Source organism: Corynebacterium maris DSM 45190 (assembly GCF_000442645.1).
In the GTDB taxonomy this organism is placed as follows: Bacteria; Actinomycetota; Actinomycetes; order Mycobacteriales; family Mycobacteriaceae; genus Corynebacterium; species Corynebacterium maris.
In genome coordinates this window covers 530,133-546,796 of sequence record NC_021915.1, presented here as the reverse complement: position 1 = coordinate 546,796, position 16,664 = coordinate 530,133, and the positions used below count along the sequence as shown (strand labels likewise).

The 16,664-nt window shown below is 66.1% G+C and carries 18 protein-coding genes; 8 read left to right on the top strand and 10 right to left on the bottom strand.

Going from position 1 to position 16,664, the window contains the following annotated elements; all coding sequences use genetic code 11:
- Nucleotides 1-31: 31 nt before the first annotated feature.
- Nucleotides 32-337, bottom strand: a complete 306-nt coding sequence (rpsJ, locus tag B841_RS02560) for a 30S ribosomal protein S10 (RefSeq protein WP_003848085.1) — start codon at nt 335-337, stop codon at nt 32-34.
- A gap of 596 nt (nt 338-933) precedes the next feature.
- Between rpsJ and B841_RS02555 the strand changes: the two genes are divergently transcribed.
- Genes B841_RS02555 through B841_RS02530 form a run of 6 tightly spaced genes read left to right on the top strand, consistent with a single transcriptional unit; the run spans nt 934 to nt 3,657 of the window.
- Nucleotides 934-1,422, top strand: a complete 489-nt coding sequence (locus B841_RS02555) for an Asp23/Gls24 family envelope stress response protein (RefSeq protein WP_020933920.1) — start codon at nt 934-936, stop codon at nt 1,420-1,422.
- Nucleotides 1,422-1,772: a hypothetical protein gene (locus B841_RS02550; protein WP_020933919.1), complete on the top strand. Its 351-nt coding sequence runs from the start codon at nt 1,422-1,424 to the stop codon at nt 1,770-1,772. Before B841_RS02555 ends, B841_RS02550 begins: the two co-directional genes overlap by 1 nt.
- Nucleotides 1,769-1,966: a hypothetical protein gene (locus B841_RS02545; protein WP_020933918.1), complete on the top strand. Its 198-nt coding sequence runs from the start codon at nt 1,769-1,771 to the stop codon at nt 1,964-1,966. The genes B841_RS02550 and B841_RS02545 overlap by 4 nt, the downstream gene beginning before the upstream one ends.
- On the top strand, nt 1,963-2,544 hold the full coding sequence (locus tag B841_RS13275) for an Asp23/Gls24 family envelope stress response protein (protein WP_020933917.1): 582 nt from the start codon (nt 1,963-1,965) through the stop codon (nt 2,542-2,544). The genes B841_RS02545 and B841_RS13275 overlap by 4 nt, the downstream gene beginning before the upstream one ends.
- Nucleotides 2,534-3,097, top strand: coding sequence for a DUF6286 domain-containing protein (locus B841_RS02535; RefSeq protein WP_020933916.1), 564 nt, complete (start codon nt 2,534-2,536; stop codon nt 3,095-3,097). The genes B841_RS13275 and B841_RS02535 overlap by 11 nt, the downstream gene beginning before the upstream one ends.
- Complete coding sequence (locus B841_RS02530; RefSeq protein ID WP_020933915.1) at nt 3,097-3,657, top strand: hypothetical protein; 561 nt, start codon at nt 3,097-3,099, stop codon at nt 3,655-3,657. The genes B841_RS02535 and B841_RS02530 overlap by 1 nt, the downstream gene beginning before the upstream one ends.
- Nucleotides 3,658-3,663: 6 nt before the next feature.
- Here B841_RS02530 and B841_RS02525 read toward each other — a convergent pair whose 3' ends face one another.
- The 5 genes from B841_RS02525 to rpsL form a co-directional block, all read right to left on the bottom strand.
- Nucleotides 3,664-4,347, bottom strand: coding sequence for a hypothetical protein (locus tag B841_RS02525; RefSeq protein ID WP_020933914.1), 684 nt, complete (start codon nt 4,345-4,347; stop codon nt 3,664-3,666).
- A gap of 121 nt (nt 4,348-4,468) precedes the next feature.
- Entirely contained in the window at nt 4,469-5,659 is a 1,191-nt protein-coding gene (gene tuf / locus B841_RS02520; RefSeq protein ID WP_020933913.1) for an elongation factor Tu, read from the bottom strand.
- 356 nt (nt 5,660-6,015) lie between these two features.
- Nucleotides 6,016-8,142, bottom strand: coding sequence for an elongation factor G (fusA, locus tag B841_RS02515; RefSeq protein WP_020933912.1), 2,127 nt, complete (start codon nt 8,140-8,142; stop codon nt 6,016-6,018).
- 276 nt (nt 8,143-8,418) lie between these two features.
- Entirely contained in the window at nt 8,419-8,886 is a 468-nt protein-coding gene (gene rpsG / locus B841_RS02510) for a 30S ribosomal protein S7 (protein ID WP_020933911.1), read from the bottom strand.
- A gap of 3 nt (nt 8,887-8,889) precedes the next feature.
- Complete coding sequence (gene rpsL / locus B841_RS02505) at nt 8,890-9,264, bottom strand: 30S ribosomal protein S12 (RefSeq protein ID WP_020933910.1); 375 nt, start codon at nt 9,262-9,264, stop codon at nt 8,890-8,892.
- Nucleotides 9,265-9,587: 323 nt separating this feature from the next.
- Here rpsL and B841_RS02495 point away from each other — a divergent pair, with 323 nt between their 5' ends.
- Nucleotides 9,588-10,814: a hypothetical protein gene (locus B841_RS02495; RefSeq protein WP_020933909.1), complete on the top strand. Its 1,227-nt coding sequence runs from the start codon at nt 9,588-9,590 to the stop codon at nt 10,812-10,814.
- A gap of 45 nt (nt 10,815-10,859) precedes the next feature.
- Nucleotides 10,860-12,200, top strand: a complete 1,341-nt coding sequence (locus B841_RS02490) for a hypothetical protein (protein ID WP_020933908.1) — start codon at nt 10,860-10,862, stop codon at nt 12,198-12,200.
- Between the two features lie 38 nt (nt 12,201-12,238).
- Here the strand turns inward: B841_RS02490 and B841_RS02485 are convergent, their stop codons facing one another.
- The 4 genes from B841_RS02485 to B841_RS02470 are packed head-to-tail and all read right to left on the bottom strand — an operon-like array spanning nt 12,239 to nt 16,661.
- Nucleotides 12,239-12,718, bottom strand: coding sequence for a hypothetical protein (locus tag B841_RS02485; RefSeq protein WP_156844670.1), 480 nt, complete (start codon nt 12,716-12,718; stop codon nt 12,239-12,241).
- Nucleotides 12,715-13,737, bottom strand: coding sequence for a hypothetical protein (locus B841_RS02480; RefSeq protein WP_020933906.1), 1,023 nt, complete (start codon nt 13,735-13,737; stop codon nt 12,715-12,717). The genes B841_RS02485 and B841_RS02480 overlap by 4 nt, the downstream gene beginning before the upstream one ends.
- Before the next feature lie 2 nt (nt 13,738-13,739).
- Complete coding sequence (locus B841_RS02475; protein ID WP_020933905.1) at nt 13,740-14,735, bottom strand: hypothetical protein; 996 nt, start codon at nt 14,733-14,735, stop codon at nt 13,740-13,742.
- A gap of 30 nt (nt 14,736-14,765) precedes the next feature.
- Nucleotides 14,766-16,661 carry a GAP1-N2 domain-containing protein gene (locus B841_RS02470; protein ID WP_020933904.1) on the bottom strand — a complete coding sequence of 632 codons (1,896 nt, stop codon included), beginning with the start codon at nt 16,659-16,661 and terminating at the stop codon, nt 14,766-14,768.
- Nucleotides 16,662-16,664 lie beyond the last annotated feature (3 nt).

The window sequence follows — 16,664 nt, the reverse complement described above, 5'->3', positions numbered from 1 at the left end:
TTCTCCGCTGCCAAAGTCTTTCGGTCTTCGATCACTGAATGTTCACGTCGACGCTGGCCGGAAGATCGATGCGCATCAGCGCGTCAACCGTCTTCGGCGTCGGGTCGAGGATGTCGATGAGACGCTTGTGCGTGCGCATCTCGAAGTGCTCGCGAGAATCCTTGTACTTGTGGGGAGAACGAATAACGGCGTACACGTTCTTTTCGGTGGGCAACGGCACCGGGCCGACCACACGAGCACCCGTACGGGTGACGGTCTCGACGATCTTCTTCGCAGAAGCGTCGATGGCTTCGTGGTCGTAGGCCTTCAGCCGAATGCGGATCTTTTGTCCCGCCACGCTTATCCTCTTCCTCGCTGCACCCACGTCACTGTCTGGAGCGGTGGGTTTCGCTTCATCGATTTCTCTATAACGTTGTCCGGGCTAGGGGCCGCGGGCACAACGCCAGTGTCTGAACTGACTGTCATGACTATCCGGGAGATGGCGGGCAGGAAAACAAACCGCACACATTGCTCCCTGACGGGGTACAAGACCCGTACGTCAAGACTCGGAAGGGACCATTACTCGTGATAAGAGTGGCGCCTCACGTACTGCCGCTGTTTATTTGCCATGCCCCTTCTCCGGTCCCGCTCTCGGGCTGCCATTGTCCTTGCGGTCAATGCCCTACCCCGATTCACGGAGCCTTCTGCGGCCGAAGCCGCGCAAAGGTGTCATGTTCACTCCACCATCGACATTCTGCCTGGTTGCGGATAAAATCCGCGCGCGGACATAGCGCCGTGTTGAAGCAACCTATGTATTAAACCACATCACCCCCGCCCGCACCAAATTTTTTATGCGCCCCATCTTCCTTCGCCGAGGACTCCCCCTCGGAGGCTGGGTTGCGGTTACGCTCGTTGTATCCACGTTCAGACCAACAGCGCGAAGGAGCCGCCGCCATGTCCGACCACGAGCCCGCCCCGGCGACAGAACCGGTGGACGGCGCCACCGCCGTCCAGTCCCAGCACGGACGCACCCTCATCGAGGACGTCGTCGTCGCCAAGATCGCCGGCCTGGCCACCCGGGAAGTCTCGGGCGTCTACGCCCTCGGCGGAAACACCACCCGCATGATCGGGTCGCTGCGCGAAAGCTTCGGCGGCGCGGGCAACATCCAGCAGGGCGTCACGGTCGAGGTCGGCGAAAGGCAGGCCGCGGTGGACCTGTCCATCGTCGCGGAGTACGGCGTCGCCATCCACGAGCTCGCGGACGCCATCCGGCGCAACATCATCCGGGCCATCGAGCGCATGACCGGGCTGGAGGTCACCGAAGTCAACGTCAACGTCACTGACGTGCACCTGCCCCACGACGACACGACCGTGGAGAGCCCTTCCCGCGACCTCGCCGTCGGGGAAGTCGCCGGCGCCCCCGTCACCCCGCGTGTGCAGTGATGGCGGCCGTCGACGACCCGGTCTCCCAGGACACCGCTCGCAGAGTCGAGGCCGCCGTGCTCGCGCTGCCCGGCGTCGCGGCCCTGTCGTCGGGTGAATTTTCTGAAGTCGCGCTGTTATACCCGGGCGCCCGGGTACGGGGGTTACGGCTGTCGAACTCCGAAGTGGTCCCCCGACTGGAGGTGCACGTCGTCGCCGACCTGCGGGCGGCGGGCAACCTCTACGAGTTGTCCGAACGCGTGCGGGCCACCGCCGCGGCGCACGTCCGCTTCCCCGTCGACGTCATCGTCGCCGACGCCGTCGACGGCTCCGCCTCATCAGCCGCACCATCTGCCAGGAGAGTGAAATGAAAAACATGACCGCCCTCGGCGTCGTCGTCGGGTTGGCCTTCGCCTTCGCCGTCATCTTCGGCGGGTTCGCGGGCTTCCTCTGGGCTCTGCTGTTCAGCGCGATCGGCGCCGTGGTGGGCGCGCACCTGGACGGCAGGATCAACCTGCGCGCGGTCTTCGACGGGTTGCGCTCCGGGCGAGGAGGCCGCGGGTGACCGGCCACACCCACATCTCCGAACGCGCGATCAACCGGATCGCCGCCCACTCCGCGAGCGCTGTCCCGGGGGTGGTGCACACCAGCGGTGGCATCGTCAAGCTCGGCGGCAATTACCCCAGATGCGACGCGATCGTCGACCGCACCGCCGGCCGGGTCCGCCTGGACGTGGCCATCGCGGTGAGTTGGCCGGCACCGGTCTCTGCCGTGGCGGCGCACGTCCGCGACGCCGTCCGTCACGACGTGGAGGCCGCCACCGGGTTGGCCACCGGCATCGTTAACGTCTCCGTCGACCAGGTGGTCCACTCCGCCCACCGGGTCAGCGCCGACGACCTCGCCGAGGCGCCGGCCCACGGCATGACCACGCAGATCTCAGTCACGCCCCGCACCCGGGTCACCTCCCCGAAGGTGGTCAGGCTGCCGCCCCCGCTGTCCACCCACCGCGCCCTGACTCCGGTGCGCACCACCGTCGGCGCGCCGGTCGTCCCGGTGCGCGTTCTGCCCCTGCATCCGAACAGCCCCGGGCACGTCGTCGCCCAGAGCATCGCAGCGGAAAGGAAAAGACGTGATGGACGTTAAAGAGCCGGCCGCCCCCACCCCGTTGCCCCCGGCCCACCCGCCCCGAGCACGGTACGTCGGGATCCTTTTCGGCGTCGCGTTGGTGGCCCTCGCCGTGGTCGGCGTGCGCGAAGTCGTGGTCCGGTACCTCTCCCCCGCCGGGTGGGACAGCTGGATCGTCGCCGCCCTCGAGCACGCCCGCACGATGCCCGAGCCGTGGCTGTTCTGGGGCGGGATCGGACTTTTCCTCATCGGCCTCTGGCTGGTGGCCGCCGCGCTCGTCCCACGGCTCAAGCCCTACCTGGGGTTGTCCTCCCCTGCCGCGATCTGGGTCCGCCGGGTGGATCTCGCCCGCCACGCCACCGCCACCGCCAAGACACTGCCCGGCGTCATGTCCGCGTCGACGCTGGTGACCAGAAAGAAGATCGTCGTCACGGCCGCCTCCTCCACGCTGGACGACTCCGCCCGGGAGCGGCTGCACGGTCAACTGCAGGAGGCGCTGGGACCGTTGGTCGGTGACCGCCTGACGCTACAAGTCCTGCTCCGCGAAGACGAGGACGGGGGCCGATTCTGATGAGCCACCGGCTGTCTTTCCTCAACCGGGTGATCTCGCTGCTCCTCGGTCTGACGCTCACCGTCATCGCCGTGTGGTCCGTGGCGCATGCCTCCGGCAACGACCTCGCCGTCGAGTGGGCCGCCCGCATCGACCACGACGCGATCGACGCCGCGCTGGCTTCGCAGTACTTCCCGCTGGGGCTGATCGTCGCGGTCGTCGTGGGGGTGGTGGCCGGCGGGTGGTTGATCATGTCCAACCTCCGGCGCCACGCCATCACCCGGGTGCCTTCGCCGCTCTCCGAGGACGGCGGGGAAATCCAGATCTCCGCCGCCCGGGTCGCCGCCGCCGTCGGCGAGGGGCTGAAGTCCTTCGAAGGGGTCGAGGACGTCCGGCACTCCGTGGCCTGGGACCGCGGACGGCCCACCGCCACCTGGTTGATCTCCGCCCAGCCGGGCGTGGACATGCGCGCGCTGGTCGCGGAGATCGAACAGACCGACGTGGACGTGCACGAGGCGCTCACCGGAATCGAGCTGGCCACGTCCTACAAGCTGCATCTGCGCCCGGTCGAAGGTTCCTGACCGGGCTCATTGGTCGACGGGAAACAGCAGCTCCACCTCCGCCAGCGCCACTGGCTTCCCGCCCGCCGCCGGCTGGAAGCGCAACGGCGCGCCGATCCCCACCTCGAGGAGCTTGTCGTAGCGGTGCCTGGTGTGTGCCACGTCGCGGCGGCCCGGGGTGAAGACGTCGACGCCGTGGCTGACGATCACCAGTGAGCCGTCGATAAGCCGCGCCCCGACGACCAGGTCCCCCATCGCCGTCCGGGCCCGGCCTCCCAGCCCCGTCGGCGGCCGGTAGTCGCTGACCGTCATGCCGCTGAGCACGCCCAGCCGGTGGTCGACGCCCGCGGCGTCCGTGATCACCGCCGGCATCCCCACCTCCAGGCGGCGGATCTCCCGGTAGTTCCACGTCGCCGGGCGCACATCGGCGCCCCGGACCGTCACCCGGCGTCCGACCGGGTCGACGGTGATCCGCCGTAGCGGGCGCGCGGTGTCCGCCACCACCAGCACATTTTCCGGGGAGGTGACGCGTGCCGGGTGCCGACGCGACAGGGCCTCGAGGACGGCCACGAGCTCATCGTCGCCGCTGCCCCACCCGATGCCGTGGTTTTCGACGACGCCCCACAGCGAGGCCAGGTTGAGGTCCGGCTGCCCTTCCCAGGCGCGTTGCAGCGCCGCGAGCACGTCCGGGATACGAGTGGGATCTTTCATGTCGCCCTGCAGTCTACTGGCAAGGCACAGGGGAGAAAGAAAGCACCGCCCGCATCACCTTGCGGTGACACGGGCGGTGCTTGTGTGCTGGAGTCAACCAAGACTCACGGCGAGTAAGGAATTACTCGACGATCTTGGTGACGCGGCCAGCGCCGACGGTGCGGGAGCCCTCGCGGATAGCGAAGCGCAGGCCCTCGTCCATGGCGACCGGCTGGATCAGCTCGACGGACATGTCGACGTTGTCGCCCGGCATGACCATCTCGGTGCCTTCCGGCAGGGTCACGACGCCGGTGACGTCGGTGGTGCGGAAGTAGAACTGCGGACGGTAGTTGTCGAAGAACGGGGTGTGGCGGCCGCCCTCATCCTTGGACAGGATGTAGACGGAGCCCTCGAACTTCTTGTGCGGGGTGTAAGCGCCCGGCTTGATGACGACCTGGCCACGCTCGACGTCCTCGCGCTTGAGGCCGCGGAGCAGCAGAGCGGCGTTGTCGCCGGCCTCAGCGGAGTCCAGGAACTTGTTGAACATCTCGATGGAGGTCACCGTGGTCTTGGTGGACTTGTCCTTGATGCCGACGATCTCGATCTCATCGTTGACGTTCAGGGAGCCACGCTCGACGCGGCCGGTCACGACGGTGCCGCGGCCGGAAATGGTGAAGATGTCCTCGATCGGCATCAGGAACGGCTTGTCGGTCTCGCGCTCCGGGTCCGGGATGGACTCGTCGCAGGCTTCCATGAGCTCGCCGACGGAGTTGACCCACTTCTCTTCGCCGTTCAGGGCGCCGAGAGCGGAGATCTGGACGATCGGTGCTTCCTCGTCGTAGTCCTGCTCGGCCAGCAGCTCGCGGACCTCCATCTCGACGAGCTCGATGATTTCCTCATCGTCAACCATGTCGCACTTGTTCAGGGCGACGAGGATGTACGGGACGCCGACCTGGCGGGCCAGGAGGACGTGCTCGCGGGTCTGCGGCATCGGGCCGTCGGTTGCGGCGACGACCAGGATGGCGCCGTCCATCTGAGCGGCACCGGTGATCATGTTCTTGATGTAGTCGGCGTGACCCGGGGCGTCAACGTGTGCGTAGTGACGCTTCGGGGTGTTGTACTCGACGTGGGAGATGTTGATCGTGATGCCACGCTCCTTCTCCTCCGGAGCCTTGTCGATCTGGTCGTAGTCGAAGGAAGCGTTCTCCTCCGGGTACAGGTCGGCCAGAACCTTGGTGATGGCAGCCGTGGTGGTGGTCTTGCCGTGGTCGACGTGACCGATGGTGCCGATGTTGAGGTGCGGCTTGTTACGCTCGAACTTCGCCTTTGCCACTGTATGTCCTCCTGGACTTCATGGTGGCTACGACCTTCGCAGCCACGTGGTTGACAATTGTCGCCCAGAAAGCACCCCTGAACCGGGGTCAATCTCGGTGACACTTTCACATATGTGCCAGTTACACGATCCTAGATTTATGAAGGCATTTTTTCAAACCCGGTGACGGGCAGGCGCCGACAAGAATCGCGGATCTTCTCACAGGGTAACGGCCGGCTCAACGTCCACCGTCATCGGGTGGACGCTCAGGCGGCCGCTACCGCCGTGCGGGCGGGGAGCAGATCTGTTCCAGGAGGAGGCACATGGAGGGCCTCCCGGGATCTGGCTTCCCCGACCGGGTGCGTCAGCGGTGACGCTTAGGCGCCGCCGGTGCGCTTCTCGATGATCTCCTGCGCCACGCTCGAGGGGACCTCACCGTAGGAGTCGAAGACCATGGAGTAGTTGGCGCGGCCCTGGGTGCGGGAACGCAGGTCACCGACGTAGCCGAACATCTCGGACAGCGGGACGGTGGCCTTGACCAGCTTGGCGCCGGCGCGGTCCTCCATCGAGTTGACCTGGCCACGACGGGAGTTCACGTCGCCGATGACGTCGCCCATGAACTCTTCCGGGGTGGTGATCTCGACGGCCATCAGCGGCTCGAGCAGGACCGGCTTGGCCTTGGCCACGGCCTCCTTGAAGACCTGGGAGCCGGCCAGCTTGAACGCCATCTCCGAGGAGTCGACGTCGTGGTAGGCGCCGTCCTCGAGGGTGGCCTGGACGTTGACCATCGGGTAGCCGGCCAGGTAGCCGTACTGCATGGCGTCCTGGATGCCGGCGTCGACGGACGGGATGTACTCCTTCGGGACGCGGCCGCCGGTGACGGCGTTGACGAACTTGTAGTTTGCGTCCTCGCCCTCCTCCAGCTCTTCCGCGGTCGGGGCGTACGGCTCGAGGGTCACGATGACCTTCGCGAACTGGCCGGAGCCACCCGTCTGCTTCTTGTGGGTGAAGTCGACGCTGTCGACCTTCTTACGGATGGTCTCGCGGTAGGCCACCTGCGGGTTACCGATGTTGGCCTCGACCTTGAACTCGCGCTTCATGCGGTCGACCAGGACGTCGAGGTGCAGCTCGCCCATGCCGCCGATGACGGTCTGGCCGGACTCCTCGTCGAGCTGGACGGTGAAGGTCGGGTCCTCTTCGCCGAGCTTCTGGATGGCGGTGCCCAGCTTCTCCTGGTCCGACTTGGTCTTCGGCTCGATGGCGACCTGGATGACCGGATCCGGGAAGTCCATGGACTCGAGGATGATCTGCTCCTTCGAGTCACACAGGGTGTCGCCGGTGGTGGTGTCCTTCAGGCCGATGACCGCGTAGATGTTGCCGGCGCGGGCCTCGTCGACCGGGTTCTCCTTGTTGGCGTGCATCTGGAAGAGCTTGCCGATGCGCTCCTTCTTGCCCTTCGTGGAGTTCTGCACGTTGTCGCCCGGGGTGACCTGGCCCGAGTACACACGGACGTAGGTCAGCTTGCCGAAGAACGGGTGGACGGCGATCTTGAACGCCAGCGCGGAGAACGGGTCGTCGACGGACGGCTTACGGACCAGCTCGGTCTCTTCGTTGCCGACGGCCATGCCCTTGACCTCGCCGATGTCCAGCGGGTTCGGAAGGTAGTCGATGACGGCGTCCAGCAGCGGCTGCACACCCTTGTTGCGGTATGCGGTGCCGCAGAAGACCGGGTAGAGCTCGGAGTTGACGGTCATCTTGCGGATGGCCGCCTTGATCTCGTCGTTGGTCAGCTCTTCGCCGCCGAAGTACTTCTCCATGAGCGCGTCGTCGGACTCGGCGACGGCCTCCAGGATCTTCTCGCGGTATTCTTCCGCGCGCTCCTGCAGCTCAGCCGGGATCTCCTCGACCTCGGCCTCGGCGCCCACCTCGACCTTGCCGCGCCAGTAGAGGGCCTTCATCTCAATGAGGTCGACGACGCCGTCGAAGTCATCCTCAGCGCCGATCGGCAGCTGCATGACCAGCGGACGGGCGCCGAGACGGTCGATGATGGTCTGCACGGTGAAGTAGAAGTCAGCGCCGAGCTTGTCCATCTTGTTGACGAAGCAGACGCGCGGGACGTCGTACTTCTCGGCCTGACGCCAGACCTGCTCGGACTGCGGCTCGACGCCTTCCTTGCCGTCGAAGACGGTGACGGCGCCGTCCAGGACACGCAGGGAGCGCTCGACCTCGACGGTGAAGTCGACGTGGCCCGGGGTGTCGATGATGTTGATCTGGTTGCCTTCCCAGAAACAGGTGACCGCGGCGGAGGTGATCGTGATGCCGCGCTCCTGCTCCTGGCTCATCCAGTCGGTGGTCGCTCCGCCGTCGTGGGTTTCGCCGACCTTGCGGTTGATGCCCGTGTAGTACAGGATGCGCTCGGTCGTGGTGGTCTTACCGGCGTCAATGTGGGCCATGATGCCGATGTTGCGGACCTTGTTCAGGTCCTTAAGCACTTCTTGTGCCACAGTCTTACCCCAACTCGTGTGTTGTGGACGGCGCCGAATGGTGGTCGGCCACGCGCCCGCTACGGATATTTCTCGTTCAATCTTGCCATTAGTGCGTGAGACTGGCAGCACTCAGGAATTTTACACCCGAAAACCCAGCCCGTCAGCTAACGGCGTGGTAGTGCCTGCACGGCACGGGAAAGACCCGACAGCCGTCCATCGTCCCTGGTGGCGCGCGTAGCGCACCCCGTGGGACGGAGAGGGAAGTGTCGGGTCATTCTCATCGCTGCTCGTAAATTACCAGCGGTAGTGGGCGAAGGCGCGGTTGGCCTCAGCCATCTTGTGGACGTCTTCGCGACGCTTCACGGAGGCACCGAGACCGTTGGACGCGTCCATGATCTCGTTGGCGAGGCGCTCGATCATCGAGTTCTCGCGACGCTGACGGGTGTAGGACACCATCCAGCGCAGGGCCAGGGTGTTGGAGCGTCCCGGCTTGACCTCGACGGGCACCTGGTAGGTGGCGCCGCCGACACGACGGGAGCGGACCTCGAGGTCCGGGCGCACGTTGCCCAGGGCCTTCTCGAGGGTGCCGACCGGGTCGGTGCCGGTCTTCTCGCGGCAGATCTCCATGGCGCCGTAGACGATGCGCTCGGCGGTGGACTTCTTGCCGTCCACGAGGATCTTGTTGACGAGCTGGGTGACCAGCTCAGAGCTGTAGACAGGGTCCTGGACTACCGGACGCTTCGGGGCTGCACTCTTACGCATTTATTACTTGCCCTCCTTCTTTGCGCCGTAGCGGGAACGAGCCTGCTTACGGTCCTTGACGCCCTGCGCATCGAGTGCGCCGCGGACGATCTTGAAACGAACACCGGGAAGGTCCTTCACACGACCACCGCGCACCAGCACCATGGAGTGCTCCTGCAGGTTGTGGCCCTCGCCCGGGATGTAGGCCGAAACCTCGATGCCGGTGGTCAGGCGCACGCGGGCGACCTTACGCAGAGCGGAGTTCGGCTTCTTCGGGGTGGTGGTGTACACGCGGGTGCACACGCCACGACGCTGCGGCGAGCCCTTCAGGGCGCGAGTCGCAGTCGCGGACTTCTTGGTGTGGCGGCCCTTGCGGACCAGCTGCTGGATAGTTGGCATGTAACTCTTTCGTCAGTAATCGCCGGCGCCGAATGGACGCTGGCCTGATGCGGTACTTGTTCGCACCCTCGCGATTGTCCGAATCCATCTGCGGACACGAAAAAATAGGGGCTCTTTTCCGGGGCCGCTACCGAGACAATCACAACAACTCCACCACAGGTGGGCGGGTGTCGGGTACACCAGGGCGACGAGCACACTGGTTTGTCCTTACACCGTACCGCACCGGCCCCCAACCCCCAAAAAACACTTCGTGGCCTGTGGGTATGTAGGCCATTGTCTCGCCGACGTGGAGGTTGCGACGTCAGCGGGTTACCTTGATCCCCATGACTATCCGCACTGACGTCGCCGCGGCCATGAAGACGCAGGCAGCCGAGCTCGGCATTGCGCTGCCCGAGTCCGACGACGAATTCGAGTCCGCTCAGTCGCTGTTGACACAGCTGTGCGTCGACGGCGCGCTACCGGCCGACCGAGGACGGTTGGCCCTGGTGGCCCTGGCCGCGCACGTCACTGGGCGGACACTGCTGGAGGAGACCGACCGCACCGACGACGGCCTGACGGCACTGCGTCTTTCTACCCTGGCGAACTTCCTCGCCGGGCCGGGTCTGATCAAACGACACGAAGACCATGCCGTCCTGGCAGCGACTTACCATCTGCTGGCGATGGACGACGAAGCCACCGCCGAGCTCCATGCCGCCGACACCGCCGCAAAGTCCTCCGGCGACGACGAAGAGTGGTCGGCCGTGGCCACGCTCGCCCCCGACTCCCCCGAACGTGACCACCTGCTCCGCAACCTGCCCTGGTTCGACTCGTATCTCGGGGATGTCCTGTTCCGCCCCGATCCGCCGGAAGACCGCATCGACGCACCGACGGCGGCACGCGAGGCCGCAGATAAAGTCATCACCACCGAAAGCCTCGATCTGGCCGCCTCGCTGACCGACCGGCTCACCGGTCTCCTCCCCGAGCTGGAGGACGCTTACCGAGAAGAATTGACCGTGGACACCGCTGATCTCCTCGTCGACCAGGACGGCGGCGAGTTGCTCGCCGTTCGGCTCTACGACGACCTCTTCGCCTGGCACGAGCACCGCCGCGACGTCCCCGGCCAGATCGCTGCACTCACCGGCGCCGGCGCGGCCTACCTGAAGTCGAACGTCGACGACAAGCTCGAAGAAGCGTTCGCCTACCTCGACGCCGCGACGACGCGCATCACCCCCACCACCCCGTTCATCACGGCGGCGGAGGCCGAAATCCAGCTCGGCCTGCTCTACCTCCAGGACGGCCAGCCGGAGACCGCCGTGGAAACGCTCACCAAGGTCGCCGAGTCACATTCGTATGAATCGCTGGCGGACGCCGCCGAGGTGCACATCCGGGCCCGGCTGCTCGTGGCCCTCTCCGAGGCCTGGCACGCGGCCGCGGAGGCGGGCGGTCCGCAACGGGAGCACTGCCGCGTCAAATTCGCCGAAGCCGCGGAGGAGGCCCGCCGCGGTTTCTCCGCCATCGGCGAAGGCGCCGGGTATGAGACGGCCCTGGCTGATTTCGACCTTCCCACGTGAGCGAAGACGCGCCAGGAATCGCCGTGGTGCGTTAGATTTGGTCCCATGGCAGAAGTTGATAACCCCGTCGCCGAATTAAAGGCCATCGCCGCCAGAAACCAGGTGGGCGTACCTGTCTCCACCGACCCGTTAGTCGTCGCCACCGAGCTGGTGCTCCGCCTGTATCCCGACGGTGAACTTCCTCAGTCAGTCAACGAACTGACGGTGCTGGCGCACGCCGCGAAGGTCCGCGGTCGGATTCTGCTGGAGACCACCGATTCCGTGGAAACCGGCATGAGTTCACTGCGCATCTCTGCGCTGGCGTCCTTCCTTTCTGGGGCAGAGACAGACCGCCACGAGGACCACCTGGCGTTGGGCATCATGTACCACCTGCTGGACCTGCCGCAGCAGGCGGACGATGAGTTCATCGCCGCCCACACCGCCGGCCGCCGCCTCAACCTGGATCCCACCTGGGACGAGATCACCCGACTGCCGCCCGGCTCGGAAGACCGGAACCACCGCATCAGCGCAATCGAGGGGTTCGCCCCCTATATCTTCAGCGAAGAAGTGGTACGTGCCCGTGAGGCCGCCCAAGAAGAAAAGGCCCGGCGCGACGCCGAGATCGCCCAGGCGGAGCGCGCGGAGCGGGAGGAACGCGAAGTCGCTCGCCGGGAGCAGGCGGAAAAGGAACGCATCGAGCGGGAACGGGCGGAGCGCGCGGCCGCCGACCCGGCCCACCACGCCAAGAACATGCTCGGCCTGCTGCTGTCCGAACCGGATAGTCAGCAGACGCCCGGTCTGTTGGCTCAGTTCCAGCGGCAGCTCGACGAGCTGTCGCCTCCGGACGCCTCCGATCTGGTCAAAGAAGGCGCCGAGTTCCTCGTGCAGCGCCAGGAAGCCCCCTGGCTGACTATGCGACTGCTCGAAGGAAGCGCGACGTGGTGTGAGCGGACGGCCGATTATCCCGGCCTTGTCTGGGCCCTGGTGGAGATGGCGTTGCGGCTGCGTGCCTCCGGTTCTCACGAAGACCTCTACCACGCCTACGAGCGCGCCTCCGAGGCGGCGCGTCACGCACAGGTGGTGCAGGACTTCGCTCCGCGGGCGCGCAGCGCCGGGGCGCTGGCCCTCTTGTTTTTGGACGCCCGGCAGTCGGCGCAGGCCGTCGACGCCATCGCACAGGTCACCGAAGTGTTCCCCGAGGGGTCACTCAAAGATGACGGCGAGCGCCGCCTCATGGCCCGACTACTCGTGGTCCAGGCGAAGGCGTTGGCCAGTCTGTCCCACGAGACCGGCGACGAGAGCCAGATGGAACAGTCGACCATGGCGGTCACCCGGGCGTATTCCCTCTTCGGGTTGATCGGTGAACAGGACGGATTGAACGCGACCCGAACAGAGCTGCGCATTTAACTAAGATGGGATGTCTGTCGTCGGCGACCCGGGCCCCGTCAGAACACCCAGCGCGAGCTCGCGGGCAACCACACCAGCACGGTGGCCCCGATGCCGAGCAGGGCGACGGGCCAGAGCTCTTCGTGCAATAAGCTCAACAGCCCACCCACCGCCCACAGCGTCACGCCGATTCGGCCGCTGTGATGCGTGCGCAGCGTCAACACGGTGAAGATCACGCCGAGGACCACGCCCAAGATGATGAGGCCGGTGACGACGGTGAACTCCCGCGCGGCGGGAACAGTGATCCACAGGTCCGTCAGCCAGTACGCCATGATCACGCACGCAACCATGACCAGCAATGCGGCGATGAGCAACGGCCACGGCGCCCGGAACACCGAGACCTCCACTCGTGTCGCGTCGCTCTTTTTCCCGGGCCCTATGTCGCCCGTGCGGTAATCTCGAGTGGGCGTCGAGGCGCGATCAGGGGTGTGCGCGGAACTGGGGTCGCCGAAAGGCGAGGAGGAGTTCGCCTGCGTCATCGCAGCGGCCCATCCATCACACCGGCGTCGTAGAACAGCCACAGCAGCGGGTCCAGCACGCGGAACGGAGCGATGCCGCTGCGCTGCAGGTGTGAACCATGCGGCGGTTTACCCAGCGACGACGTCGCGAAGTACCGGATGTTCAGTCCCTCCTGCTGTTCAAACCGCAGCAGGTTCAGCATGCGCTGCGCATCCAGCCGTTGCAGCAGGGAGTGCACCTCGTCGTGCAACAGCTGCGGGTCATTGCCCGAGTACGGCGGGTTCAGCTGCCGGTTGAACGTCGCGCCGTAATTGCCCATGATCGCCGACCATTCGGACTCGGGACGTTTTTCCAGGCTGCGCAGAGTATCGAACTTGGACAGCGTGACAGCCATGCGCGGACGGGCCGGGCCGATGATGCGCAACAAGTTTTCCAGGACCTCAGCCGGGTCCGCGCCCAGCGAGTCGGTGGAGACGATGCCGTGCAACAAGTTACCGATCTCGGGGACGGTGACCGGGTCGAAGAGATAGACCACTTCGTGGGCGTGCCGGAAGAATTCCAGGTCCGCCAGGTCCACCGGCGGGTTCTCCAGGTCTTCACCGGCCACGTCGCGAATGACCAGGAATATTCGACGCCGCTCTCCTCCCACCGGCCAGGTGCCGAGGTCGTAGATCAGCGGGTCGCGCTGGTACGCCTCCGACGACGCCGCAGGCGGGGTGGAGGGCAGCAGGCCCATTTCCTCGAAAAACGGCGTTTCATAATAAGTGGCGTAGCGTTCGTCGGTGGACTGGTCGGCGGCGCGCACCACGCCGCCGAGGTCTTCGGCGAACTGCTTGAGCAGTTTAATCAGCACGGCGACGTACAGGCTCTTGCCGGAGGCGCGGGCGCCGGCCAGGGCGACGCACAACGTCATGGAGTTCGCCCACCCTTCCGGCAGTTCCCGGTCGACGTGCTCTGAATGGGTGGCGGTGGGGTCCTGCAGCGGCCGGAACGTGTACGGGCACCGGGTTTCAAAGTCAGGGTTGATCGGATGCGTCATGGTTATCGTGGCCCTCCTTCAGCTGGCGCCGTGATGCAGGAATTCAAAATGTGTTCGTAGATGGCGTTCTTCGAGGCGTCGCTGCCTTCCTCCATCGTCGCCCGTAGTTCTGAGGTCACCCGGAGCACCCCCGGGGTGTCCGTTGCGCCGAGCAGCCCGTCACGCACGGTGTCACCGATCACAATGCTCAGTCCGTACGGCTGGTGCCCGTACGGTTCCTCGTCGGAAATGGAAAACGTCGGGTTCTCCGGCGAGCCGGGCTCCCGGTGCGCGCCCGCGCCGATGTGGTTGCCCTCCGACCGCACCGCGGTGACCACATGCTGGATCAGCTCTTCACGGGTGCTCATCTCCAGCGGGCGCCCCAACCGGTCGTCCCGGACGGAAAACGACGTCTCCGGTTTCAGCGCGCCGACCGCGCCGATGAACAGCTTCACCGCCAGATCCAGGTCTTCTTCGGTGGTCTGCGCCTTCATCGACACGCTGGAGTCCACCGCGATGGGGGTCGGTGCGGTCTCCAGAATGGAGGTGTCGATGTTGTGTCGGTTGATCAGCGCGCGCAACCCGGCCCGCACCGACGCTGCGACGCCTTCGAAGGGTTGGTCGGCCTGGGTGGAGCCCACCGCGGATTCTATGACCAGGGTGTCGTCTTCGTAGTGCAAGGTGCCGATGACCGTTTCGGAACGGCCGTCCAGGGTGATGCCCACGAACTCCGCGCCGGTGACCTGCGGGGTGCCCGGCCGGCCCCGGGTGACGTTGACGTGGATGGTGGTGCCGGGCCCGAACTCGTCGCCGTCCCGGGGGCTGACGATGATGCGGATCCGCCCGGTGCCCCGCACCAGGCGCGAGGCCGACGGGCTCACCGGTCGGATGGTGGCCTCGCCTTCCAATGTCAACGCCACGTGCTGGGAATAGCCCGGCGCGGGGCTCGCTTCCACATGCAGCATCCCTTCCGCGGGAATGGTGGTCGTCTGGTTCTCTCGCAGAGTGACAATAGCCATCGGCGTTCGTCCTTTCTGGGTGTCGCGCCGTTACCGGCGGGGCGGGCGGTGAGGCGGGTACTGGTAGGGGTTGTGCGGGGGCGTCTGTTGTCTGTGTCCGCCCTGCTGGCCGCTGCGCCCTGAGGATCCCGGCGCAATGTCGGCGGCGAGCTTGCGCAGGACCCTCGCGAAATCCGGGTGAGGGTTGCGGTACTGCTCGCTGAGCCGGAGGGCTTTATCCCGAAAGCCGTCCTTGGGCTGGTTTTTCACGGCGCTGATCTGGCCGATGTGTTCTACCGCGAGTTGCAGTACGGTCTGCAGCATCGCGGTGGACTCCGGGAGAAACAGCCGCCAGAAGGGCAGCACCGCTACCTCGTCCCCCGGTAACCGCGGGCTGTTGATCACGTCGACCACGGCGGCCGCGAACAGGTGAGTTTGGGCTCTTCCTATCGGGCTGTCTTCCGGAGCTGCTATGAGCAGCCGTTCCGTCATCGCGTACCAGGGCATTCGCTTGCGGCGCGCAAAGTCCCATTTAGCGGTCTCGAGCAGGTACTGGGCATCGCTCAGCTCTTTCTCCGAGACGGGGCGTGCCACCGCCGGGAGCAGCCCGGCCGGGGTTTCCGGGGCGTCTTCCGTCGGTGGCGTTTCCGCCGGCGTCTGCCCGTCGCCGGGGGCTGACGCGGCGAAAGGGTTCTCTCCGGGCTGTGGCGGGTGGGCGGGGGCAGCCGCCGGGGTCCAAGCGTCGTAGCTGTGGCGTTCCGGTTGCTCCTCCCGTTTCTTCACGTGGCGTCCCTGTGATTCGGACAGGCCGGGTTTCAGCGCGTTGATCTTCTGCGCGAGATCGCCTTCTAAAGAGCTGTTGCGCAGCGTCTCCTCCAACGGCCCGGACACGGACTCGAAGGCGGCGTCGCTGTCTTCGAGCGCCAACACGGCCAACTTCTCTGCGCGTGCGCCGCCGACGACGGGTTCCTGCAGCAACCGGTCGGCGGCCGCCGGGCTGGAGACGACGAAAGCGTAAAGCTCGGCCAGGGCGGAGACCTCGACCTCGGCGCCGTCCGAGTCCGAGTAGCGCGTCGGCTCTCCCCGCCAGCGGCCGCGGGTCATTGCTTGAGTGACGTCGAGGACCACTGCCCCACCTAAGTGCGCATCGGCGAGTTGGGCGTGGTCGCTGGCAGGAACGACGCTCACGTCATGCACGGGACCACCGTCTTTTGCCAGCGCGGCGCCGCGTTCGTAGGTGGAGAACGTGATGCCGCGGGCGGTGAGCGAGTCCGTGGCCATGGTCACAAGCACCAGCCAGTGCGGGGCATTCTTCGGGTCATCGGCGATCACCACCCGGGTTCCGGCGGCCAGCAGATCCAGCACCGTGAGCACCGTGTCCCGGATCGCGTTGAAGCCGCGCCGGGTGTTCGACATCAGGCTTTCAAAGGCGTGGCGCGGCGTCAGGTCGGCGTTGACCTCAATGCCGGGGCCGGCCACCTTCAGGTTGTTGACCTCGGCGTTGAACGGTACGAGCACGCTCGGGGAACCGAGGAACTCCACCGGGTAGGCGCTCATCCGGTTCGACTCGGCGAACACGTACATCGTGGAGAACACGTTCGACGGGCGGCCCGAGGCGTCCGTGCCGGCCGGAGTGGAATGCATGAAGACGTACGGCGTGCCGCTCTTCGGCACGGTGGCCCACACCGCCCGGCGGATGAGGTTCTTGCGTTCCTCGTCGCCGACGTAACGGGGCACGGAGGCTTCCGTGGCCAGGTGGATCGGGGTTTTTTCGATGAGCTCAGCAGCCAGTTCTTCGCTGACGCCGACCTGCTGCCCCACCCGCCAGCCGGCTTTCGGCCCGCGGGCGCCGTCCGCGCTGAATGACGCGTACGTGAGGAACCCGTCGGCGGTGGCCTGCGCCGCCGGTTCCGGGGAATGCGCGGCGTCACTAAACCGGTTGTCCATGGA